This is a genomic window from uncultured Amnibacterium sp., assembly GCF_964245895.1.
In the GTDB taxonomy this organism is placed as follows: domain Bacteria; phylum Actinomycetota; class Actinomycetes; order Actinomycetales; family Microbacteriaceae; genus Amnibacterium.
This window is the reverse complement of record NZ_CAXTOQ010000011.1, coordinates 19,564-40,837: the sequence shown is the minus strand read 5'-3', so window position 1 is coordinate 40,837 and position 21,274 is coordinate 19,564. Positions and strand designations below refer to the sequence as shown.

Annotated in this window: 23 protein-coding genes; 6 read left to right on the top strand and 17 right to left on the bottom strand. The window is 71.7% G+C overall.

The features are described from left to right. The 3 genes from ACFE60_RS03275 to ACFE60_RS03265 all read right to left on the bottom strand — a co-directional run. A partial coding sequence (locus ACFE60_RS03275) for a GDP-mannose 4,6-dehydratase (protein ID WP_375387408.1) occupies nucleotides 1-85 on the bottom strand: 85 nt, incomplete at its 3' end. A gap of 281 nt (nucleotides 86-366) precedes the next feature. After that, nucleotides 367-2,613 carry a hypothetical protein gene (locus ACFE60_RS03270; protein WP_375387405.1) on the bottom strand — a complete coding sequence of 749 codons (2,247 nt, stop codon included), beginning with the start codon at nucleotides 2,611-2,613 and terminating at the stop codon, nucleotides 367-369. Next, nucleotides 2,610-3,353: an SGNH/GDSL hydrolase family protein gene (locus ACFE60_RS03265; protein WP_375387404.1), complete on the bottom strand. Its 744-nt coding sequence runs from the start codon at nucleotides 3,351-3,353 to the stop codon at nucleotides 2,610-2,612. The genes ACFE60_RS03270 and ACFE60_RS03265 overlap by 4 nt, the downstream gene beginning before the upstream one ends. 187 nt (nucleotides 3,354-3,540) lie before the next feature. On the opposite strand from ACFE60_RS03265, the gene ACFE60_RS03260 reads away from it, so the two are divergent. Then, nucleotides 3,541-4,734: a lipopolysaccharide biosynthesis protein gene (locus ACFE60_RS03260; RefSeq protein ID WP_375387403.1), complete on the top strand. Its 1,194-nt coding sequence runs from the start codon at nucleotides 3,541-3,543 to the stop codon at nucleotides 4,732-4,734. Here ACFE60_RS03260 and ACFE60_RS03255 read toward each other — a convergent pair. The 5 genes from ACFE60_RS03255 to ACFE60_RS03235 form a co-directional block, all read right to left on the bottom strand. After that, nucleotides 4,688-5,980 carry an O-antigen ligase family protein gene (locus tag ACFE60_RS03255; protein WP_375387402.1) on the bottom strand — a complete coding sequence of 431 codons (1,293 nt, stop codon included), beginning with the start codon at nucleotides 5,978-5,980 and terminating at the stop codon, nucleotides 4,688-4,690. The genes ACFE60_RS03260 and ACFE60_RS03255 overlap by 47 nt on opposite strands. Continuing rightward, nucleotides 5,977-6,978 (bottom strand): glycosyltransferase family 4 protein, encoded by a 1,002-nt coding sequence (locus ACFE60_RS03250; RefSeq protein ID WP_375387407.1) that lies wholly within the window; start codon nucleotides 6,976-6,978, stop codon nucleotides 5,977-5,979. Before ACFE60_RS03250 ends, ACFE60_RS03255 begins: the two co-directional genes overlap by 4 nt. Before the next feature lie 98 nt (nucleotides 6,979-7,076). Further along, nucleotides 7,077-8,354, bottom strand: a complete 1,278-nt coding sequence (locus ACFE60_RS03245) for a YveK family protein (protein ID WP_375387401.1) — start codon at nucleotides 8,352-8,354, stop codon at nucleotides 7,077-7,079. Nucleotides 8,355-8,364: 10 nt separating this feature from the next. Then, nucleotides 8,365-9,330, bottom strand: a complete 966-nt coding sequence (locus ACFE60_RS03240; protein WP_375387406.1) for a glycosyltransferase family 2 protein — start codon at nucleotides 9,328-9,330, stop codon at nucleotides 8,365-8,367. Between the two features lie 73 nt (nucleotides 9,331-9,403). Further along, the gene (locus ACFE60_RS03235; RefSeq protein ID WP_375387400.1) at nucleotides 9,404-10,231 is read right to left on the bottom strand and encodes a glycosyltransferase family 2 protein; all 828 of its coding nucleotides are present in this window, start codon (nucleotides 10,229-10,231) and stop codon (nucleotides 9,404-9,406) included. A 496-nt stretch (nucleotides 10,232-10,727) separates the two neighbouring features. Here ACFE60_RS03235 and ACFE60_RS03230 point away from each other — a divergent pair, with 496 nt between their 5' ends. Beyond that, nucleotides 10,728-11,279 carry an NYN domain-containing protein gene (locus ACFE60_RS03230; protein WP_375387399.1) on the top strand — a complete coding sequence of 184 codons (552 nt, stop codon included), beginning with the start codon at nucleotides 10,728-10,730 and terminating at the stop codon, nucleotides 11,277-11,279. Between the two features lie 606 nt (nucleotides 11,280-11,885). On the opposite strand, the gene ACFE60_RS03225 is transcribed toward ACFE60_RS03230, so the two are convergent. Genes ACFE60_RS03225 through ACFE60_RS03210 form a run of 4 tightly spaced genes read right to left on the bottom strand, consistent with a single transcriptional unit; the run spans nucleotide 11,886 to nucleotide 14,877 of the window. Next, nucleotides 11,886-13,055, bottom strand: a complete 1,170-nt coding sequence (locus ACFE60_RS03225) for a hypothetical protein (protein WP_375387398.1) — start codon at nucleotides 13,053-13,055, stop codon at nucleotides 11,886-11,888. After that, nucleotides 13,052-13,843, bottom strand: a complete 792-nt coding sequence (locus tag ACFE60_RS03220) for a hypothetical protein (RefSeq protein WP_375387397.1) — start codon at nucleotides 13,841-13,843, stop codon at nucleotides 13,052-13,054. The genes ACFE60_RS03225 and ACFE60_RS03220 overlap by 4 nt, the downstream gene beginning before the upstream one ends. A gap of 58 nt (nucleotides 13,844-13,901) precedes the next feature. Further along, complete coding sequence (locus ACFE60_RS03215) at nucleotides 13,902-14,282, bottom strand: hypothetical protein (protein ID WP_375387396.1); 381 nt, start codon at nucleotides 14,280-14,282, stop codon at nucleotides 13,902-13,904. Between the two features lie 37 nt (nucleotides 14,283-14,319). Continuing rightward, nucleotides 14,320-14,877 carry a hypothetical protein gene (locus ACFE60_RS03210; RefSeq protein ID WP_375387395.1) on the bottom strand — a complete coding sequence of 186 codons (558 nt, stop codon included), beginning with the start codon at nucleotides 14,875-14,877 and terminating at the stop codon, nucleotides 14,320-14,322. Nucleotides 14,878-15,338: 461 nt separating this feature from the next. Between ACFE60_RS03210 and ACFE60_RS03205 the strand changes: the two genes are divergently transcribed. Further along, nucleotides 15,339-15,590, top strand: a complete 252-nt coding sequence (locus ACFE60_RS03205; RefSeq protein ID WP_375387394.1) for a hypothetical protein — start codon at nucleotides 15,339-15,341, stop codon at nucleotides 15,588-15,590. A gap of 167 nt (nucleotides 15,591-15,757) precedes the next feature. On the opposite strand, the gene ACFE60_RS03200 is transcribed toward ACFE60_RS03205, so the two are convergent. Together ACFE60_RS03200 and ACFE60_RS03195 are read right to left on the bottom strand one after the other, a co-directional pair. Continuing rightward, the gene (locus ACFE60_RS03200; RefSeq protein WP_375387393.1) at nucleotides 15,758-16,186 is read right to left on the bottom strand and encodes a cytotoxic translational repressor of toxin-antitoxin stability system; all 429 of its coding nucleotides are present in this window, start codon (nucleotides 16,184-16,186) and stop codon (nucleotides 15,758-15,760) included. Next, nucleotides 16,183-16,632, bottom strand: coding sequence for a hypothetical protein (locus ACFE60_RS03195; protein ID WP_375387392.1), 450 nt, complete (start codon nucleotides 16,630-16,632; stop codon nucleotides 16,183-16,185). The genes ACFE60_RS03200 and ACFE60_RS03195 overlap by 4 nt, the downstream gene beginning before the upstream one ends. Nucleotides 16,633-16,825: 193 nt before the next feature. On the opposite strand from ACFE60_RS03195, the gene ACFE60_RS03190 reads away from it, so the two are divergent. Continuing rightward, entirely contained in the window at nucleotides 16,826-18,091 is a 1,266-nt protein-coding gene (locus tag ACFE60_RS03190; RefSeq protein WP_375387391.1) for an acyltransferase family protein, read from the top strand. 267 nt (nucleotides 18,092-18,358) lie between these two features. Here the strand turns inward: ACFE60_RS03190 and ACFE60_RS03185 are convergent, their stop codons facing one another. Both ACFE60_RS03185 and ACFE60_RS03180 read right to left on the bottom strand, forming a co-directional pair. Further along, nucleotides 18,359-18,484: a hypothetical protein gene (locus ACFE60_RS03185; RefSeq protein ID WP_375387390.1), complete on the bottom strand. Its 126-nt coding sequence runs from the start codon at nucleotides 18,482-18,484 to the stop codon at nucleotides 18,359-18,361. 85 nt (nucleotides 18,485-18,569) lie between these two features. Continuing rightward, nucleotides 18,570-18,818, bottom strand: a complete 249-nt coding sequence (locus ACFE60_RS03180) for a hypothetical protein (RefSeq protein ID WP_375387389.1) — start codon at nucleotides 18,816-18,818, stop codon at nucleotides 18,570-18,572. Between the two features lie 112 nt (nucleotides 18,819-18,930). Here ACFE60_RS03180 and ACFE60_RS03175 point away from each other — a divergent pair, with 112 nt between their 5' ends. Beyond that, on the top strand, nucleotides 18,931-19,527 hold the full coding sequence (locus tag ACFE60_RS03175) for an acetyltransferase (RefSeq protein ID WP_375387388.1): 597 nt from the start codon (nucleotides 18,931-18,933) through the stop codon (nucleotides 19,525-19,527). 120 nt (nucleotides 19,528-19,647) lie between these two features. Continuing rightward, a complete protein-coding gene (locus tag ACFE60_RS03170) occupies nucleotides 19,648-20,274 on the top strand; it encodes a hypothetical protein (RefSeq protein ID WP_375387387.1) in 627 nt (208 codons plus the stop codon). Nucleotides 20,275-20,293: 19 nt separating this feature from the next. Here ACFE60_RS03170 and ACFE60_RS03165 read toward each other — a convergent pair whose 3' ends face one another. After that, the gene (locus tag ACFE60_RS03165) at nucleotides 20,294-21,178 is read right to left on the bottom strand and encodes an excalibur calcium-binding domain-containing protein (protein ID WP_375387386.1); all 885 of its coding nucleotides are present in this window, start codon (nucleotides 21,176-21,178) and stop codon (nucleotides 20,294-20,296) included. Between the last annotated feature and the right edge of the window lie 96 nt (nucleotides 21,179-21,274).

The following is a 21,274-nucleotide window of genomic DNA, read 5'->3' as shown; positions in this document are numbered from 1 at the left end:
ACCCCTTCGCCAGCAGCAGCTCAGCCAGGTACGACCCGTCCTGACCCGTGATCCCAGTGATGAAAGCGACCTTCTTGAACGGCACGGGCGGCTCCGGATGACGGGGTAGACAGGGACGGCGCGCGCTCCGTTGGACACGGTTGGTCCTATGGTGCCAGGAGTTCGCGCATCTGGGCACTACGTCTGCCGCCTATACGCATGCTGTTGCGCTGCAGTGTCAGGACCCGGCGCTTGCTCGAGGCCCGTCAAGATCGCAAACGAACCTGACTGCAACATCCGCTGTCCACGGCTCACCGGGGTGAACCTCAGCGACGATTGGGGCTCCTCCCGGGCCTTTCCCGCTCGTATCGCGACCACCAGGGCGGGTCAGCGCATGAACCGCAACGCCACATCGATCACGGCGTAGCCGCTGCCGCCCGTCGCGAGGTAGACCCGGCCGGATGCGCGCGGGTCAGCGGCGATCGAGCGGACGGGTGCCGCCAGGTCGAGCACTGGGCCGGCGCAGCGGCGCCAGGTCTTCGCACCGTCGATGGAGACGTGCAGACCGGCATCGTCCGGCGCACCCGCGTAAAGGTAGACGGCGTCGGCGGGACCGTTCGCTTGGCGCGGACCGGCTGCGAGCGCGACGCCTCCCCGGACCGAAACGTCCGACGTCCAATCCCCCGCCGGGGTGCCGCGGAGCACGCCGCCGTCACTCGTGCCCGTGACCGCAAGCAGGCCCGAACCGATGGCCAGAACTCTGACGCCGTACCGCGCGTTCCGCACGGTCTCGAGTCCGCGGGTGGCGACCTTGCTCCAGGACGCTCCGCGATCGGTGCTGCGCCAGAGCACCGGGGTCCCCTCGCGGGTCGACCCGAAGATGGTGAACTGACCGCGATGCCTCGGGTCGGCCACGAGCGCCTTGCGAGCGAGCGTGAAGGTCGGGTGCAGCAGGTCGTCTTCCGTCAGGCCGAGCAGGTGCGCGCGCACCCAGGTTGTGCCGCGGTCGGCCGTCCAGTAGACGGCGGAGGCGGTGCCGGACAGGTTCGAGGGCAACCAGACGAGGTTGTCGTTGTCGTCGGCGGAGATCGCGATGTTCCCGAAGAGCAGGTCGGCCGGGGGGCTCTTCTGCAGCGCCGGGAAGCGGGTCCAGGTGCGGCCGCCGTCGGTCGAGTAGCCGGAGGCGCGTCGCTCGTGGACGGTTCTGCCCGTCGGGTCCTGGTGGTCGTCGAGCACGGCGGCGACGAAGGTCGGATCGGTCGGCGAGACGCTGAGGTCCCAGGCGGAGCCGAAGCCTCGGCGAAGCGGGGTGACGGTCGGCCGCGAGCCGGTCGGTGGAGTCACCGCGAGCACGCCGCGGTCGAACGATGCCGTCAGCAGCGGGCCGTCGGCCGGCTTGAGGACGCTGTTGCCCACCAGCTCCTCGATGCCGCTGCTCGCCAGGGTCAGCAGCGCGGCGCCTCCGGTGGCATCGATGTCCCAGACGCCCATCCCCTCCGCGTACAGCAGCCGGTCGTCGACGTATCTGACCTGGCCGCTCGACAGGGTCTCCAGGGTCACCCGTTCGGGCCAGGTGCTGCTGCCGCCACCGCCGATCGACCAGCGGCGACTCGTCCACATCGGGCGGGCGGCGGTCAGGTCGCTGCTCGCGTAGAGCACCTGCGAGGGGTCGACGTACGACGGCACGAGGAAGCCGTGATCGGGATCCGTCGGGTCGACGGCGATCGACCGGGCGCTGACGGCGCTCGGCCCGATCGATGTCGCTCCTCCCCCGTCGAGATCGGCGCGGAACAGTCCGCCGGTGCCGGCCATCGACTCGACGCACAGCAGCAGGCCGCCGTCGCTCGGTTGCAGGTCGCTGATCCGATCCATCGGGTGCTTGAGCGGGTGCACCTTCGTCCAGCTGCCGCCGCGGTCGGCGGAGCGCCACAGGCCGGAGCCGACAACGGCGAGCCACAGCACCGGGAACGGCGTGCCCTCTCCCGCGCTCGTGGCGAGCACCGCGGAATACGTCCCGGTCCCCGCGGATGGCACGGGAAGGGTCGACCAGGTGCCGCCGAAGTCGTCCGACGCGTACAGCTGCCGGTCCCCCGTTGCGACGACGAGGCGGCTGTCGTCCTGCGGATCGAACGCGATGCGGTCGCCACCGGCGCCGTCGGTCGTCTCGGCGACCGGCCACCTGGACCTCGACCGGGTCCACCGAACCCCGCCGTTCTTCGACAGCAGCAGGTTCCCGAGCGTTCCGCTGTCGCTCGGGGCGACGAGCAGCGCGACCCTCCGCGCGTCGGTGGCGGCGCAGGCGATCGCGTCCACGCGGTAGTCGGCCGGGTCGACGTCGTCGCCGACGGCCGCGACCGTGAGCAGCTGGCGCCAGACGCCCTGGGGTCCGAGCGCGTAGGCGCCGCCCACGTCGGTGCGGGCGTAGGTGATCGCGCCGGACTGGGCGAAGCCCGTGACCCAGCCGCCTCCGCCGATGGCGACCGGGCGATAACCACCGACCGGCGTACTGGTCCGGCGATCGGTCGGCTCGTCGGGCGTCTCCGTGCAGCCGACCAGGCCGGCGGTGACGGCGCCCGCGCCGAGCAGTGCGAACGTGCGACGGGAGACGGCCGCGCCTGGATCCCGGTCGGTCACCGCGCCCCGTCGAGCGCGGTCACGACCGCCCGGGCCAGCACCGCGTGGCCCTCGTCGTTCGGGTGGACGCCGTCGCTCACGATCAGCCCCGACTTCCCCCGCAGCGGTTCGCCGATGTCGAGGTAGCGGCCGCGGCTGCACGTGCTCACCGCACCGCGGACCAGGTTCTGGATCGTCACCAACTGCGACGGCGGCGTCCTGCTGTCCCATACAGGGGACACGGCGTAGACGTCGGCGTCCGGGTACTTCGCGCAGAGCGCGTCGTAGAACGTCGGGATCGCCTTCTGCAGGTTCGCGGTGGATCGTCCGACGTCGTTGCGGCCGCCGAACACCAGCACGGCGTCGGGGGCGTTGTCGGGGGCGTCCGAGAGGGCGCCGCTGAACGTGGGGCAGGAGGACGTGTCGCACCCGGCGACGCCCGTCGTGCCGGCCGTGGCGTAGCCGGTGCCGCCATGCGCCTCATCGTCGATCCGCCAGCGCTCGAGCACGGCCAGCCGTCGCACGAATCCCTGCTCCGTCGTCGACGCACCCGTTCCGACCGCGTACGAGTCGCCGAACACCGCGACCCGCCGCAGAGGGAGCGGTGTCGTCATCGGGGCGGGCCGGAACTGCTCGGACGAGCTGTCGACCAGACCGAGCGCGCTCTGCCTGGCGGCGAGCGCCGCGCCCAGCAGCACGAGCAGCACGACCGCCCCGCCGATCACCGGGATCACCCGGAACCGCCTCAGCCACCGCCCCACGCGGCAATGGTAGGTGCGCCTGCTGGCGGCCCCGCCTCCCCTCCGCGCAGCCGGAGCCCCTCCGCTACGCTCGCCCGGCGGAGCCCCGGTCGCAACGGACCTCACGTTCCCGGAGCCGGAGGTCGACCCCATCGCCAGGACCCGCGACGCCGAAGCAGCGGCGCGTCTCCTCGGTCGCTGAGCGCCCGTGCCGGTGCCGGTGCTGAAGCGGCTCCTCGAGCTCGCGCTCTACGCGACGTCGCCGCTGGCGACCCTGATCACCGCTCCCCTACTCGCGCGAGGGCTGGAGCCCGCCGCTCGGGGACAGTTCGGCGTGATCATGGCGGTCGCCGCGTTCTTCGTCACCGTCGGGGCATGGGGGCAGCAGGAGCTGATCATCGCCCGCGCCCGCGAGGGTGATCTGCGCTACCGCGAGCACCGTCGCGTCGCCCTGGTGTTCGGCGGTGGCGCCGCTGTCGCCACCCTGATCGTCCTGCTCGTGCTCGGCCTGCCACTGGCCGGGTCGATCGCCGGCGCGGTGTTCGTGCCGCTGCTCGTGTTCACCGGGCTGTGGCGGTCGCTCTCCATCGCGGGCGGACGACTGCGCGGGCCGGCCTTCATGAACCTCGCCACGGCGCTGATCCGGATCGCCGCCCTGGGGACCCTCGTCGCCGCCTCCGCGCTCGACCTGACGACGGCCGTCGTCGCGTCGCAGGCGTCGGTGGTCCTCGGCGCCGTGATCGCCGTGCTCCCGTACGCGCTGCGTCACCACGGCGCCGACGGCGCCACCGGTCCCGGTCGCTCGATGCTCGCGCTGGGCGCGGCGGTCATCGCGTTCGACGTGTTCAACGCCGTCGCGCTGCGCGCTGACCTGGTGGTGCTGCAGCTGCGGACGTCGCCCGAGCAGCTGGGCATCTACGCCGCACCCGCGAGCGTGACCACCGCCGCGCTCGCCCTCTCCGCGCCATTCAAGGCGCGGATCCAGATCCTGCTGGTGCGGCATCGCCCCGTCGGCGAGATGGAGAAGGAGATCCTGCTCGTCGGCATCATCGGCTCGCTCGGCGCCGCCGCACTGGTCCTGCTGGCGCCGTTCCTCGTCGCCGTCCTGTTCGGTGCGGATTACGCCGGCTCCGTGCTCCCCCTGCAGATCCTCGCCGTGGCCGTGGTGCCGCTGCTGATCTTCGACCTGGCTCAGGGCATCCTCACGACCCTCGCCGCGCGTCGTCAGCTGATCGTCTGCGGGGCGTTCTCCGCTGCGGCGACGGTCGTCGCGATGCTCGTGCTCGTCGGCGGCCCGCAGGCCGCCGTGCAGGCCGCGATCGCCTCCCTCCTGAGCAACGTCGCCAGCGCGGCGGTCACGCTGGCGGTGGCGCTGCGAGCGGCGCGGAGCGCGACGCGCTGAGCACCTCCCGCGCCCTGCCAGCGGCCGCGAGCGCCGCGGCGAGCAGGTAGATCGTCAGCGACGACAGGATGCTCGCCTCGGCGTAGTTGTGCAGCACCAGCGCGCCCAGCAGTCCCACGCCCCACGCGCCCGCGAACTCGCCGCGGATGAGGTTACGCACCGAGAGCACGAGCAGCACCAGGACCACGAGCCCGAGGAGCGCGGCACCCACCCAGCCGGTCTCGAGCAGGGTCTGCAGGTAGCCGCTGTGTGCGCTGGAGACGGCGAACCCGACGGACGACGACATGAAGTCGCCCACCACGCTGCCCGCGTCCCACGGCACGCCGCGGCCGAAGCCGATGAACGGCCGCTGCTGGATCAGGTCCTGCGCGGCCTGCCAGATCACGACGCGGCCGGTCAGGGTGCTGTCGCGCTGCAGGCCGGTGATCGCCGCCTCCGGATCGGAGGCCGCCACTGCCGCGACCGCCACCACCCCGACGAACAGCAGCGGGACCACGACGGTCCGCGCCCCGCGGGGCAGCAGCGCGATGATCCGCAACGCCACGAGCAGGGCGGTCGCCGCGAGGAAGGCCGCGAGCGCCGTGCTCGAGCTGGTCGCGAGGAGCCCGGCGACCATCGCCGCCGCGAGTCCGAGGCGCGGCAGCAGGCGCTCCGCGCCGCCGATCAGCAGCAGCGCAACGGCTGCGACGGTCGGGACCAGCAGCACGGCGGCGAGCACGTTGCGCTCCACGTAGATGCCGTGCAGGGCGCCGTTCTGGTAGTCGCCCTGCTCCAGGGCGGCCGCGGGGTCGACCACGGCGAACAGCACCGATGCGGCGAGCGCGAGGAAGCCGCCGAGCGCGACCCCCGCCAGCAGCTGCTGCCGCGACAGCGCAGTCCCGGCGACCGAACCCGCGAGCACGGCGAGCGCGCTGGCGGTCGTCTGCACGAGCGTGAAGCTCGGGTCGACGCTCCAGGTCGTCGTCACCAGCCACCACGCCAGCAGCGCCACCAGGGGCAGGGAGACCCGCACCGCGGCCGCCCGCACGCCCATGGACCGGATCAGATGCAGGTGCAGCAGCACGACCGGGATCAGCACCGGGACGAGGCGGAGGAAGTTGAGCGCGCCGGGCGGGCTGATCAGGAAGACGCTGCCCGCGGTCAGCAGCACTCCGATCCGCGCCAGCCGGGCCGGGTCGCCGGGGGCGCGCGGATCATTGCCGGGCCGGTGGAGGACGCTCAGCGCGGCTGCCGGCGAGGTGCTCATCGCGCGAGGACCTCCGCGTACAGCCGGTCGACGGACTCCAGCATGACGTCCAGCGTGAACGCGCGCTCGTACGCCTGACGGGCAGCGTGGCCCCACGCCGCCGGCGAGCCGCGGTCGGCCTCGTCCGCGAGCCTCCGGGCGAGCACGGCGTCGCCCTGCCCTGGCGGGTACAGCACGCCGGCGGCGGGCTCGACCTCGAACACGTCACGGCATGAGCCGACGTCCGGCAGCACCACGCCGCGTCCCGCGCTTAGCGCCTCCAGCGCGACCAGCGGCAGGCCCTCGTGGCGCGAGGTCATCAGCAGCACGTCGGCCGCGTCGAGGTGAGAACGAGGAACGTCGACCGGGCCAATGAACTGCGCCATTCCACCCAGGCCGCGGTCCGCCGCCGCCGCGTTCCAGCGGGCGACGTCACCTGGGCCGACCCAGACCGCCCGTTCGATTGCGTCGAGGTGGTGCAGCTCGTCCACGACGCGGAGGAAGCGGGCCGGGTCCTTCTGCTCGGTGAGACCGCCCACGGAGACCAGGCGCAGCCCTCGCGAGCGGCGCGCGTCCGGCATCGGTTCTTGCGCGCCACCGTCCGGCACGCCGTTGACGATGAGTCGAACGGAGTGGGGCGGCCGGGCGAAGTCGTCGACGAGCATCCGCTGCACCGCGGTCCCGCACGCGATGAGGTACGGGCTTCGGAAGCTGACAGCGCGAGCAATCTTCGTCGCCGCGAAGGTGTTGTGCACGTGCTCGACGACCACGGTCGACAGTCCGCGAACGGCCTGGTTGGCGACGATGGCCAGCATCCGTCCGTGCACGTGCACGATCTGCACCCGTCGGCGTCGAAGAATCCGGCGCAGGCGAGCGATCATCAGTCCGGCGTCCACGAGCCGTGCGGATGGACGCCACGGCAGTCGATCGACGGCGGCGTCGAGGTCCTGCCACAGCGGTCCGCCGTCTCGAGCGACGACGGCGACCGCATCGCCTCGCGCTGCACGGTCGTTGCTCATCTGCACGACCAGCTGCTGCGCGCCGCCGATCTTCAGATCGTCCACGAGGTGCAGCACGCTGCGGGCTGGACGACGCGTGCTGTCGCGGACCGGCCAGCTCACGAGCGACCGATCGACTTCTGCTGAGGAGGCAGGCCGCTGCGACCCGCCGGCTTGGGCTTCGGTCGCTGCTTCGGCGCGGTCCGGGTGTCGCGGAACGGGACCATGAACAGCTCCGGTGACGCGAACGAGGACGCGAGATCGAGGGCGTCCGCGAGATCCCGCCTGGACGTCCGGCCCAGGCCGACGACGACGAGCGTCGCATCGACCTCGCGGGCCACGAGCATCTCGTAGATCGTGCGGGAGGTGCGGTCCGCGCGGACGAAGATCATGTCGTTGTAGGGCCGAGCGGCGCCGATGATCGACCGCATGTCCGCGCGCAGGTCGATCGTCCCCGTGTTCGCGGCTCGGCGGCCCTGCCGTGTCGGCGGCTCCTGACCCGGCACGGACGTCAGGTCGTACAGCTGCGCGCTGAGGCCCAGTTGCACCGCGCTCTCCAGCAGCAGAGCAGCGGCGTCCGGGCTGCCGCCGGGCGCGGCATCCACCAGAGCCACGACCCGGGCCCGAGCATCCCGCTGCGGCAGCGTCGCCAGCGCGGTGACCGCCTGCAGGCCGGAGGAGGGCTCGGTCACGGTCAGCACGGACAGGCGGCGCTCGTCGCGGCCGGATCCCGCGCCGAAGGTGCCGAGGAAGGGCACGTCCGTCTCGTGCCGCACGTCCGCGCCGTCGCGGATGCGGCGCTGCAGCCGCTCCAGCAGCAGCGCGAGAGCGACCGCGAGCACGACTCCTGCCCCCGCACCGGCGGCGAGGTACTGCAGGAGCGCGTTCGGATCGACCAGCTGCGCTCGCGTCGCCGGCTGCACCGAGGTGATCGTGGCGATGGGCGCACCACCGGCCGACGTCGGGATCAGCGCCCCGATCGCGTCGACGCTCTGGCCCGCGATCGTGTCGGCGTACTTGCGGGCATCAGCCGGGTCCGGGAGTCGAACGGTGAGGTCGATGATCGAGGTGGAGGGCTCGACCTCCACGTCGATGCGCGACGCGAGGTCGGTCACCGAGTACCGACCGCCCGAGCCGCGCGAGACCGGTTCGAGGACGAACGGGCTGGAGCTCACGGTGGCGAAGCTCTTCGCGACGAGCTGCGTGTAGGTGGTGCCCTGCGCGAGGTCCGTGCCGTTCGTCGCGATGTCGACGCGCACGAACAGCCGCGCCGTGGACTGGTAGTCCACCGGGCGCAGGATGAAGAGCACCGTCGCCGCGCACAGCGCGGCCAGGATCACGAGGGCGACGAGCGCGCTCCGGCGGCGCACCGCCAGCAGGTAGGTACCGAGTTCCACTGTCGTTCCTTCAGGCGTCGCGCCGCGCGGATGCCGGCCCGGTCCGCGCGACGCGGTCCGTCGGCGCTGCGGGCGTCGGGCGCCGCGTGGACCTCCGAGCGTGCAGGCGGTACCGCAGCGCCGACGGCAGCAGCGCCATGGCGATGAATCTGATCAGACTCCGCGCCGCGATCCGGCCCCGCATCGCGGTGACGAGCGCCACGATCACCCCGCGGAGGTCCCCCGATCCTCTCGCACTCCGCGCGACCTCCGTGAGACAGAAGTCGGAGAACGCCCGCAGGCTCAGCCGATCGCGTCGTCCCACGACCCAGGACAGCGAGTCCCGCCAGGTCGACGCGGTGCTGACCGATTCGCGTGCGCGAGGGGCGTGCACCACGGCGAGCGGCTCCATCAGCACGGTCCAGTCCGCTCCCGCGGCCTCCAGGTCCAGGTACCAGTCCCACTCCTCGTGCGTCCGGAGGTGCTCCGGGAACGGGTGCTCGACCGCCAGCTGTCGGGGGACGACCAGCGTGGGCAGCGCGAGCAGCCCCTCCCCCGCCGCGCTGCGCACGAACATGTAGTCGCCGATGGGCTCGCCCGCGCGGTTGGCGCGCGTGGGCCACAGGAACACGTCGCCGTCGATGCGCCACTCCGCGACCGTCGCGCAGACCGTCCGCGCACCGCCTCCCGGACGCTGCCCGATGTGCTGCAGCTGGCGCTCGAGCTTCGTCGGCAGCCACTCGTCGTCGTCGTCGAGCAGCGCGATCCACGGGCTGCTGCTGTGCGCGATGCCGACGTTCCGCGCCTGCCCGGGGCCTCCGTTGCGCTCCAGCGGCACGACGAGGAGCCGGGGATCGGCCACCTGCTGGAGCGCGCGCGCCGTCTCCGCGTCCGGTCCGTCGATGACGACGACGACCTCGGCCGGAGGCGAGGTCTGCTGCAGGGCGCTGCGGACCGCGCGGAGCACCTGCTGGGGACGGTTCCGCGTCGGGATCACGACCGCGACAGCGCCGTCCCGAGGGTGCTCGCGGGACGCCGTCACCAGGAGCGGGCCGAGGGAGGGCGCTGGCTCATCGGTCGCTCGCCGGCGGCTCGTCGCGCCGCAGCTCGCGGGTCTTGACCCCGATCTGCCAGTAGTAGGACGCGAGCGCGAAGGCGTAGTCGAATCCTGCTCGACCGTCCAGGAACCCTCGTCGCAGCAGGTAGCTGTATCCGAAGAACACCGCCGGCTTGAACGGCAAGCGGGCGAACCGCTGCCCCTTGGCCGAACGAGCCTCGGCGATCGTGTGCTTCAGCTCGGGATGCACGTTCAGGTACGCCTCCCAGTCCGAGTACCGGTTGTGCCGGTCGAACCAGGAGGACACGGGATCGACGTCGTCGTGCTGCAGGTGCTCCTGCAGGCGTCCCGTCTCCCCGATGACCTCCGGCTGGTAGTGCCCCTCGACCTCCCGGATGCCGGGCGCCTCGAGGTCGTTCACCTCGGGGAACCGCACCCGCGAGCGGCGTAGCAGGGAGCGCTTCGTCACGCGGTGGCCGTGCTCAAGCACGCGGCCTGCAAACCAGTAGTCCAGCTCGATGTCGTACGCGCTCGCGATCGCTTCGGGGGCCGTCGCGTCGGCGATCTCCTGCACCAGCTCTGCCGACGGATACTCGTCCGCGTCCAGCAGCAGGACCCACTCGTTCCGCGCACCCGCGTGATCGAGCGACCACTGCTTCTTCTTCGGGTGCCCGCCGTTCCAGGTGAACTGGACCACCGTGGCGCCCGCGTCCTGCGCGATCTGCACGGTGCGGTCGGTGCTCCAGGAGTCGACGACGATCACCTCGTCGAAGTCGTCGAGACGGTTGAGCGTGAAGCCGATCCCCGCCTCCTCGTTCTTCGCGAGGACGATCGCGGTCACCGGGATCGTCCGGCGCCCCCGCTGACGGAGCTCGGCCGAGGTGCCCGGTCGGTGGGTGCCGGCACGGTCCACGCCACGTGCTCGCGGCCGCCTGACCAAGCCTGACTCGCCGCGCGGGCCGCCGCGACCGCGGGAGCCGCCTGCCCTTCGCGGGTCGGTGCGCCGGTCAGTCAACGCCGAGCCCTGCTTCGGTTCGGACCATCCGGTCTCCTCGCCTTCTCACCGCGGCCGTGCTCAGTCCGTGGTGTTCGTGTCGGAGTCCGCGCGGACGCGAACCGGCCATCGCCTCTGATCGCGACAGTCTGGGTACCGCGACCGGGGAGCAGCGTTCTCGAACCCGTGGGTCCCGGAACTCGACCGCGATGCTCCCAGTCCATCATGCCGACGCCGCGGCGCACTTCCAGACGTCCACGCATTCATCGTCGATCCACGTCCGACCGCGCCTCGGTCACCCGGCTCCCACTCCGCGCCCCCGGGCACGCCGTAGCGTTCGCCCATGCCCGACCGGACCTACGTGCTGATCGACGGGGAGAACCTCGACGCGACCCTGGGCACGGCGATCCTCCACCACGCGCCGAAGCCCGCCGACCGCCCTCGCTGGGAACGGGTGATCGAGTTCGCCCGCGGCCTCGGGCGGCCGGACGTCATCGGCCTCTTCTTCATCAACTCCAGCCGCGGCGACACGCCGTGGCCCTTCGTCGCGGCGATCCAGAACGCCGGCTTCCGCGCGATCCTCCTGGCCGGCACCGGCCCCGAGAAGGTCGTCGACGTCGGCATCCAGAAGACCCTCGAGGCCCTCGTCGCCCGCGACTGCGACGTGCTGCTCGGCTCCCACGACCGCGATTTCGCCCCGCAGGTCGAGCAGCTGATCGACAGCGACCACGGCGTCGCCATGCTCGGCTTCCCGGAGGCCATGAGCGGCGTCTACGCCGAGCTCGGCGTGCGCACCTACGACCTCGAGTACGACGCGAAGGCCTTCAACCAGCGCCTCCCCCGCATCCGCGTCATCCCCCTCGCCGAGTTCGACCCCGAGGAGTTTTTGGACTGAGGAGAGCCAGTCCAGCTGCTTGCCGCGAGGAGCTCACCGGTCGCTGTGCGCAGCAGTGACAGCAGCACAGACGCCGCGAGCGCCAGCACCACCCCGGCGAAGATCGCGACGCTGACCCAGATCGGCTGTCCTGCCGGTGAGCGGCCGGAACCCCTTGAGAAGAACGCCGTGGTGATCGGCACGATGGCGAGGACGCCCACCGCGACCTCGACCGCACGACCGAGCAGGCGGCCCATGCCTTCGAGTGCCGGCCCGCCGCTCGACGCCACGCCGTAGAGCACACCGCACGCCCCCGATACGGCCACGTCGGTCGCGGTGCTGCCTGGTGCGGGTTCGGTGAACAACCCGAGCACGACCTGGGCGGCCAGCGTGACCGTCAGCCACTTCCCGGGCTCGCGCCAGCCGCCGGGCGCCTCCCGCAGCGACAGCGGACCACGTCGGCCGCCGACGCCCCTGAAGGAGGACCATGGAGACCACACCCGGGCTGGCGAGCAGCAGGACTAACTCACCGATGCCCGCCGTCACGACCGGTGCTCCAAGCTCGGTGACCGACGATCACAGGCGTGAGGGCGGCAGAGCGATGTGTCGCCCGGCCGCCCTGTTCGGTCATCCGCAGAGGCCGACGCCGTCCGACGTGAGGATCACGCGCCGGTTCGCGGCGGCGATCTCGTCGGCCGATCTGCCGTCCGTAGCGACCTCCTTTTGGAAGCCGCACCACTCGTGTCCGACCCCTGCGGGCGGCGCTAGCAGGTCACTCGGTACATGCAGCTTCTCGAGCAGCGCGATCACGGTCTGAGCCCGACGCTTGGAGAGCCCGAGATCATCCACCTGCGTCGCTTCGCCCTGCGCGGACGTCGCACCCGTGACGGTGACGTGCACCCGGTACTTGACGATGCTGGTGGCGACCGGCCTCAGGACCGCCTCCGCGGCCTCCCGATCCGACAGCCGATCCGATCCGCCCTTGAAGTGCAGTTGGTCGTCGTTCAGCGAGAACGGCGCCTTCCAGATGTCGGGCTTTCCGATCGGGACGGTCGTAACCGTCGGGAGCCCCGACCTCGGCGCGTCAGTGAGGTGCTCCGACAGGGGCTTCAGCTCACCGCCCGCCTTCGCGATCACGGCTGACCAGATCGCCTCGAGGTTCTGCTTCGCGGACTCCGGCAGGACGGCCTGCGGCGCGGCAACGTCGCCGAGCCCGGACCAGTAGATGGTCAAGCCCTTCAGCTCCGCCGGTAGCTCGTGGTTCGCAGCCAGGGTGTCGGCCACGGACTTCGGGGCGCGATAGAGCAGCCCGTCCTTGGCGAAGTCGAGCATGCCGGCCGTCTGCAGCCCGCTGCCGACCACGACGACACCCATCGACGACCCGCTGTCCGTGCTCGCCGCGTCGGCGATCGCGCCGAGGTAGTCGACCTCCTTGGTCGTCGCCGCGCTCTTCGCGAGCGCCTGCTTCACCGTCGCCACGGCCTTGACGTGGTCATCGATGCAGATCGATACGTCGTTCGCGGCTGAGGAGAGCGGGATCGGTCCGGTAATTTGCGGGGTCCCGCTCGGCGTGACGATCGTCACGGAGCCGTTGCTCATGGCCGCGTCGTCGAGCAGGTTCGATGCCTCCGTCGAGAGCTTCGGCGCGGCCGAGTTGCTCGTGGCGCCGTACACGATGCCGAGGTGGCGCGGACTGCTGCGATCGCACGACTGGGAGTCGGAGTCGCTGCAGGCCGTGAGCGCGGTCAGGCTGATCAAGGACGCCGCGGCGACTGCGACGAGGCGGGACGTCCTCAATGCTCCTCCCCCTTGTCGGCGAGGGGCAGCACGGTCAGCGGATCGCGACGGGCGTTCAGCTCCCGCATGAGGTGGGAAGTGATGCTGGGGTCGCTCTCGGCCTCGGCGATGACCGCGAAGATGTCGGCGCGCAGCCGGGTCATCCGCTCGTCCACGACCTTCTTCGCAAGCAGGAGACGCTCCGCGTCGCGCTGATCCATCTCCTTGGCCGACTCGAGATCGGATTCGGCCTCGTGCACCGCGACAGCGCTCGCATCGCGCTGCTGCAGGGCGGCACGCTCGGCCTTCTCGGCGCGTTCGACCGCGACGAGCAGGGGGCGGCTGGTGAACCAGGTGATGAAGAAGCTGGCGAGACCGGTCGCGGTCAGGAAGAACGCGGTCATGTACGCCATCAGGCTCGAAGGCGCCAGCAGGTCGACGCCGCCTGCACTGCTGATTCCGGTCGCCAGCTGCGCGGCGGTCGGGAAGTCGACGTTCGCCGCGATCCGCATGGCGGTCACAAGCACGAGCACGGCTACCCACACGACGCCGATGACGACGAGGAACCGGCTCCACCCGCGATACAGGATGCCGTCGGCGATGCGACGTCCGACGATCGCCGCGATGTGCGGGAGCAGGATCATCATCACCGAGAAGCCGGCGGTAACGAGGTACAGCTCGCCGCTGATCGAGCCCGCAGCGCTCGCCGTCCGGTTGAGCATGACGAGCGACTGGTGCAGCAGCACGTAGTCGGCGGTGACAAGCACGAGCAGGATCGCGTACACCCCGACGTGCTTCCAAGTCGACATGTGTCCGGGGCGAGCGGGCTCCTCGCTGAGCCGCAGCCTCGAGGCCATTGTGCGCAGGTCAGACATGATTGTTCCCCTCGGGGTCGTGGCGCTCGAGCTTCGCTTCAAGGTTCTGGCGGGTCCTGGTGGCGCGGTCGAGGTGCACCTGCGCCTCTTCCAGCTGCTTGTTCGCGGCGGCGAAGTTGCCGCTCGCGATGTCCACGAGCGCGGTCGCGACCGTCGTGTGGTGGGTGCGTTGCACGTCGAGCCCGTGATCGAGCTCGGCCTGGCCGGTGGCCAGATGCACGTCGAGGGCACGGAGCGTCTCGCCGTCGACCGAGTGGGACGCAACGAGGCGTCGAAGCGTCGCGATGACACTCGCCTCGAACGCGTGCACGTCGCGGAAGTCGTAGTCCAGCGGTTCGACACCCCGCGTGTGCGTGAGCGACGACATCGACACGCGGGACGCGTCGCCTGCGGCTCCGGTCGGGGTCCGGTCAGTTCTTGGCACGACGTTTCCTCTCGTTCAGGTCGACCGGGGTCGACGGGTCCGCCAGGCGCGGGCTGGCAGCCACGGCATCGGTGTCGACCCAGGCGGGGATGCCGAGCGCCAGCGGCTCGGCGGCGAGCGCGGCGCGGTGCCGGTGATAGCGGCGAAGCGTGTGCCAATAGAGCGCCGCATGCAGGTTCGCGCGGGCGTAGATCTGCTCGATGGCGAACACCGATGCCGTCGCGTGCTCGTCGATCGAGGCCGCGTGCACCGCGATCTCGCCGTGCAGCCGACTCTCGATCCGAGCGCCTCGCCGGAGCGCCTCGCCGTCCTCCGTCGCGTCGTTCATGTCAACGCCCCGCTTGGTGAGCTCCGCATTTGATCGCATGGTGCTCGCGAGGCCGGCCTCAGCGACGCCGCGCGCTAGTCGGATCGGCTGCGTCCTCTCGTGCAGATCGAGCCACTCGGCGCGCGCGCGGTCCTCGGCGTCGGCGTCGAGCACTTCGATGCGGGGCGTCGAGGCGTTGACGCTGCCAGGCTCTGCCATGGGGTCGATGAAGGGCACGTTGCGGGGGCCGTCTTGGCGCGCGCACCACCAGAGCTTGAGCCTCGTACGGAACGAGACGTCGGCATGGGGGCGCACAGGAATTGCTGCTGTTCGGGTCATGAGTCTCCACGTCCGGGACGGCGCACGGATGCGCAGAACCGAATCGCTCGGGTAGGAGAGGGCAACGGAGGTGGGTGGCCTCCGCCGTGAACACTAATGGTTTGCCCGATTGCCGCATTACCCCCTATTCAGGGGACAGGGCAAATCCCTTTCTCCGCCGACATAACCTGAGCAGCCTTTCCGAATCAATCGATGTCGCCCGGGAAAACGGGGGCAGACAGCACGGAATAATGACGCGATGATCGCGATCGCCCGCAACAAGAAGCGTAAAGTCTCGGCTCGTTCGTCGCCGTCACGCCCGCGCTGGCGGCACCCTTCGCCCACTGCATCGAGACGCACGCAAGCAGGTGAAGGCGACCATGAAGATTGAGTCGCTCGTCATCACGAAGACGCTGCCGCTGGCACAGACGGCGCTCCCGCGGGAGCGCCTGGTGCAGTCGGCCGTGGTCGCCGACGTGGCGAGTACCGCTTTCGACCGCGGCCTGGCCCCTGCGGATGTGATGCTCGCGAAGCAGCGGGTCGTCGCCGCCGGCGTTCCCGCACGAGCTAGAGCATGCCAACAAGCCATCGTCCTCAGCGGAACGCAAGCATCCAGAAGGAACGTCCGCTGACTCCGAGACGCCGAGGCGAGCCGATGACGACGTCACCCGCTAGCTCGCTCATTCACGATCCAACTCGGTACACAGCGCGTCCGGACGAAACGTCAAGGGACAGCGCAACAGGGCGACGAGCGTCCCGACTGCACTGGACCCCGCCCAGACACTGCAGGAGTTGCGGTTCACCCGCCTCCCGTGGACCAGAACTCGGCGATCCGGCGCGCGGCCTCCTCGCGGTCCATCGCCCCGATCTCCTGCTCCGTGAGGTGCAGCCGACGCTGCAGCTCCCGCACGAGCGCCAGAGGCACCGCCTCGCTCGGGGCGGAAGGTGCGGACCGCGCCGGCATCACCCCGTTCTGCACGCAGGTCCAGAACGTCTCTGCCGATACGGCGAGCTCGTCGCCGAGGATGTGCGACCACAGCCGCGCGCCGTAGGTGTCGCCGTTGACCGGCTTCGAGATGTGCGTGCGCAGCACCTGACCGTCGGGCAGGACGAGCTCGTACGTCCGGTGGTGCTCGACGGGGCGGCCGCGAGCGTCGAGCACCTCGGACCATCCCTCGATCCGGCAGAACGTGTCGTGCGCCGACCGGTTCGGGGCCGGGAAGCTCACGCCGCGTTGATCCAGTCGCGCAGCTGCGCGTCGGTGCTCAGCCCGATCAGCTGCACGACGCCCCAGTTCTCGGTGTGGTTCGGTGCCGACCGCAGCCGAGCCGTCCAATCGAACGCGTACTGGCGCAGGCCGATGATCAGCTCGTCGACGGCGCCGTCCAGCGTGTTCGAGACGGCATGCACGGGAAGCCCGGGCAGGAAGGCCGCCCACTCGCCCTCCTCGAACAGGACCTCGGCCCGCGCGTCCGTCAGCGCGGCGAGCGCATCACGGAGGCGCGTCGCATCGACGACCGCCACCCGCTCGGAGTCGCGGTCGACGGTCGCCACCCGTCCGCCGTGCGCTGCGTCGAGCAAGTCTTTCAGGTGCGCTCTCGCATCGGATGCGGAGGCGTAGTGCAGCACGTCCATCGCCGTCCCCTCGTCGTACGTCGAGTACACACTGTACATGACGTACAACCGTGGCCTAGCGGTAGCACGATCAGCTCGCGCCGAGGGATCCAACGGGGCGCCCCTGCACACGCCCTGATCCTTCCGGCGCCTGATCGCTCGCGCGTGACGCGCCGCCATCCGAATCCCCCCGTTCGGGTGACACGCGGGCCGCCTCCCTCCGATCCGGCGTGCGGCTGCTGGCATGGGCGGCATGTCTTCGCGCCCAACCACGCCGGCGCCCGTGCTGCCGGAGCGGCTCTCCTCCCTCGACGGGCTGCGGGGCGTCGCCGCCGTGGTCGTGCTGATCCACCACGCGCTGCTGACCGTGCCGTTCCTGGCCCGCGCCTACTACCCCGACCTGCCTCCCGTGCCGCCGGGGACGCTGGCCTGGTACCTGACCTACACCCCCCTCCATCTGCTGTGGGGCGGGACGGAGGCGGTGTTCCTCTTCTTCATCCTGAGCGGCCTGGTCGTCACCCTGCCCGCGCTGCGCTCCCCCGGCTTCGACTGGGTCGCCTTCTACCCGCGCCGTATCGTCCGCATCTACGGACCCGTCGCGGTCGCGCTGCTGCTCGGCGTCGCGCTCGCGCTCGCCGTGCCGCGGCACAACGAGCGCATCCTCGGCCACTGGATGAACACCCGGCCGAACCACGTCACCCCCGCCGACCTGCTCGGCGACCTGATGCTCGTCGACGGCACCTCCGGGATCATCAGCCCGCTCTGGAGCCTGCAGTGGGAGATCCTGTTCTCCGCCTTCCTGCCCCTGTTCGTCGGCATCGCCGTGATCGGGCGGAGGAGGCCCCTCGCGGTGCTGGCGGCGCTCGCGGTGTGTCTCGGCCTCGGCTCGTTCTTCGGCGCGAACGCGATGTTCTACCTGGCGCTGTTCGCCGTCGGGGCCGTCGTGGTCGTGCTGTGGGACGTGCTCGTCGTGGTCGCCCGCGTCGTCTCCCGTCGAGCCTGGGCGTGGCCGGTGCTCGTCGCCGTCGGGCTGCTGCTGGCCAGCGCGGTCTGGTGGCTGCAGGGCCTCGGCCTCTCGCAGCACCGCGCCGACATGCTGCAGTGCGTCGCGATCCCCGGCATCGTGCTGCTGCTGCTCGCCGCGGCGTTCTGGCGGCCGGCCGTCGGGCTGCTGAACACGCGGCTGTTCCAGTGGCTCGGGAGGATCTCCTTCAGCCTTTACCTCGTGCACGAGCCGATCGTCATCGCGGCCCGGTTCCTGCTGGTCCAGGTGCAGGCGCCGACCTGGGTGTCGATCGCGGTGTCGATCCCCGTCGCGTTCGGCGTCGCGGCGCTGTTCACCCGCTTCGTGGAGGCGCCTTTCCACCGCCTCGCGCGCACCGCGGGGAAGCGCGTCGCGGCCGCCTCGCGGGACTTCGTGCAGCCGAATCGCACCTGGCACGAGGCCGCCGCGACCACGGGCGCGATCCCGGTGGCCGCGCGGAAGCCGTCCGAGCAGCGCGAGCCCGTCGGGGTGTAGCGCTCGCGGGCTCGCGTCCGGCCGCTGCGGGGGCCGTCCGCTGCTGGACCTGCGGTGCGCACCGTCGAGCGAGCAGCGGAGGACCCCGTCAGCGCACCCGCGAGCGGGCTGCGTTCCGCGGGGCCGCCCCACCGCCTCGCGCGGTACCTCCACCACGTCGCGCGGTCCTCCCACCTCCGCGCGGTGGGTGGACCTACCGCGCGGAGGTCACGGCTACCGCGCGACGCGTCCGTCGGTCCCGCCGCACCCACCGCGGGCGGGCGGCGGTCAGATCAGCTCGTGGAGACGGCGGTCATCGGCGACGCAGATCGTCCGGCCGACGGCGAGCGCGAGCAGGGCGCCCGCGATCAGCCACACCGCCGCGCCGATCGCGATCCCGATCCACATGGGCAACGAATACCCCCTCCGCAGCCGCGGCGGGCCCGATCGCGCAGCGCGGAACCGCACGGATCCCGCACGGTTCGCGCTCGGAGGCCTGCTACGCCAGGCGGCGCCGGCCGAGCAGCCGGGTGAGCAGCAGCGACGCGGCCATCACGATCGGCACGACCGCGACGCCGCGCCACCCGAACGCGGAGATCGCGCCGTTCGCCGCTCCGCTCTGGAACACGTGACCGACGGGGTGGAAAGCCGCCCGGAGGCGCCGGACGCGCGGGTGCTCCCCCGCGTGGGCGACCAGCAGGACCAGCCGGCCCGGGCGCGCCGGACGGGGCGACGTCGCTGCGCGCATCGGGTGCTCCTTCCTCGGCTCGGTCGGGGAACGGTAGGTGGTTCGGAGCCGCGGGCAGGGACGGAGCGCCGCGATGTCACACCGACTGGGGGCGCCTGCCTACGCTCGTGGGGTGGCCGATGACCAGCACCCGCCCGTGATCGACCTGTCGCGGGCCCCCGGCGCCGGCGAGGCGTGGGACCGCTCCCGCGGCACCCTCGCGCTGTGGCTCCTCGTCGAGCTGCTGCTTGTGACCAACCCGCTGCAGATCTCCTCGGCCGTCCGCGCGGCCGCCCTCCGACGCTTCGGCGCACGAATCGGCCGCGGGGTGATCCTCCGGCCGCGCCTCCGCGTGAAGCTGCCGTGGAAGCTGACGATCGGCGACCGCTCCTGGATCGGCGAGGGCGTCTGGATCCACAACCAGGACATCGTGACGATCGGCACCGACGTCGTGCTGAGCCAGGACACCTTCCTCACCACCGGCAGCCACCGCCACCGCACCGACATGGGCCTCATCACCCGCCCGGTCGTCGTCGAGGACGGCGCGTGGATCACCTCCCGCTGCGTCGTGCTCGGCGGCACGCACGTGGGCCGGTCCGCGCTCGCCCGGCCACTCACCGTCGTCACCGGCAGGGTGCCCGCGAACGCGATCGTCAGCGGACCCGACTGCGAGGTCGTCGGAGCACGGTTCCCCGGCGTCTCGGTCGGCGGAGTCGACGTCCCCGACTGACCCGAGGCCCCGGTGGGCGGGTTCCCGGCTGCCGCAAGGTCTCGCCCAAAACCCGCACGGATCAGCACAATCGCGAAACGGGGGATTGTGGAGCGCGCGCCGAAGCACTTGCATGCTCCCGTGTACCCACCCAGATACCGCATCCTCACGAGCGCGCTCGCCGCCTCGATCCTGCTCGGCTCGACCCTCGCCGCGGCGCCCGCGATCGCCGCTCCCTCCGCCACCTGCGCCGAACCGCAGGCCGCGAAGGTCGCGCGCAAGGCCGTGCAGGCCACCATGAAGACCGAGTCCGTCGCGTTCACGAAGACGCTGAAGCTGGCTCGGACCTCCCTCCCCGCGAAGCAGCGGGCGCAGGCGGCCGTGCTCGCCGACGCGACGAGCACCGCCTCCGACCGCGGCATCGCCGCCGCGGACGTGACGCTCGTGCGGCAGCTGATCACCGCAGCGAGCGCCACCAGCAAGCCGCTCTCGGTCGACCGCGCCAAGCTCGCGCAGTGCGGCGTGAGCGCGATGAAGCGCCTCGCGAAGCACGCCGACGTGCGCGAGGCCCGGTTCGGTCTCGACGTGCTCACGGCGCTGCGGAACCACGAGCGCGCGCTCGTGAAGTGGGACAGCGTGACCCGCGACCGCTTCAAGGGCACGGACGCCGCTCAGTACGCGACCTGGCGCACGAAGGTGAAGGACGAGCAGGCCTCCGCGGCGGCGCTCACCAAGCAGATCGCCGCGACGAAGAAGCAGCTGCGCTGACCGGGCCGGGCTCCCCCGGCTACTCGCAGGCGACGCCGTCGCCGTCCCGGTCGAGCCCGCCTCGGTAGCCCGGCTGCCCGCGCAGCAGCGGCGACTTCCCCGCCGCCCGGACCGCGGCGCAGCTGGCGTAGTAGGCGCCGCCGGTCCCGACACCGACACCCGCACCCGCGCCCGCGCCGAGCAGCACCGCGACGCTCGGCTTCCCGGGCTTCCGCACCGAGACGGACGTGCAGTACGTCGTCAGATCGGCGGCGAGCGCCCGCTGCTCGACCGGGTCGACGGAGAGCCCCCAGCGGTACTTCGTCGCGATCCAGTCCTTCACGTAGGTGCAGCGGTCCGACCGGAGGGACGGCAGGTACGCGTCGGGCTCCCGCGAGCCCTTCGCGCGGGCCGCCTTCACGGAGATCACGGCGAGGGCGGGCGCGAACCCGAGGTCGTTCGTGAAGGCCTGCCGCTTCGTGGAGGTCCAGGAGGCGGCGCCGGAGACCCACGCCTCCTTCAGCGGGACGAGGTGGTCGACCCTCGCCTTCGCCACCGAGCTCACGGTGACGCCGTCGTAGGGCGACACCCACCGGCCCGTCCGCACGGCCCCCTTCGCGTCGACGGTGACCGGCGTGGTCGACTCGCTGCTGAGGACCTCCGCGCGGGTGTCGGCGCCGTCCCCGTCGGCGTCGACCCAGCCGGAGAACCGAGCGGCCCGGAAGCTCGCGGCTCGCGCCTCCTTCGCCACGTCCAAGCGGGCGAGCAGCGTCCGCGCGGACACCGACGGCGCGGCGGCCGCCCGCACCGGGGCCGTCTTCGCGGGCGCGGGCGCCGGCGACTCCGCGAAGGCCATCGTCGGGATCGCGGCGGCCACGCACATCACGGCGCCCACCACCAGGGAGGCGAGCGGCGGCTTGCGCATGGGGCTCCTTCGGTCGGGACGCCCGCGACGCTAGGGCGAGCCGACCGGCGGACGATGCCGCGACGCGCTGATGCCCCCCGCTCGTGTGTCGTGGAG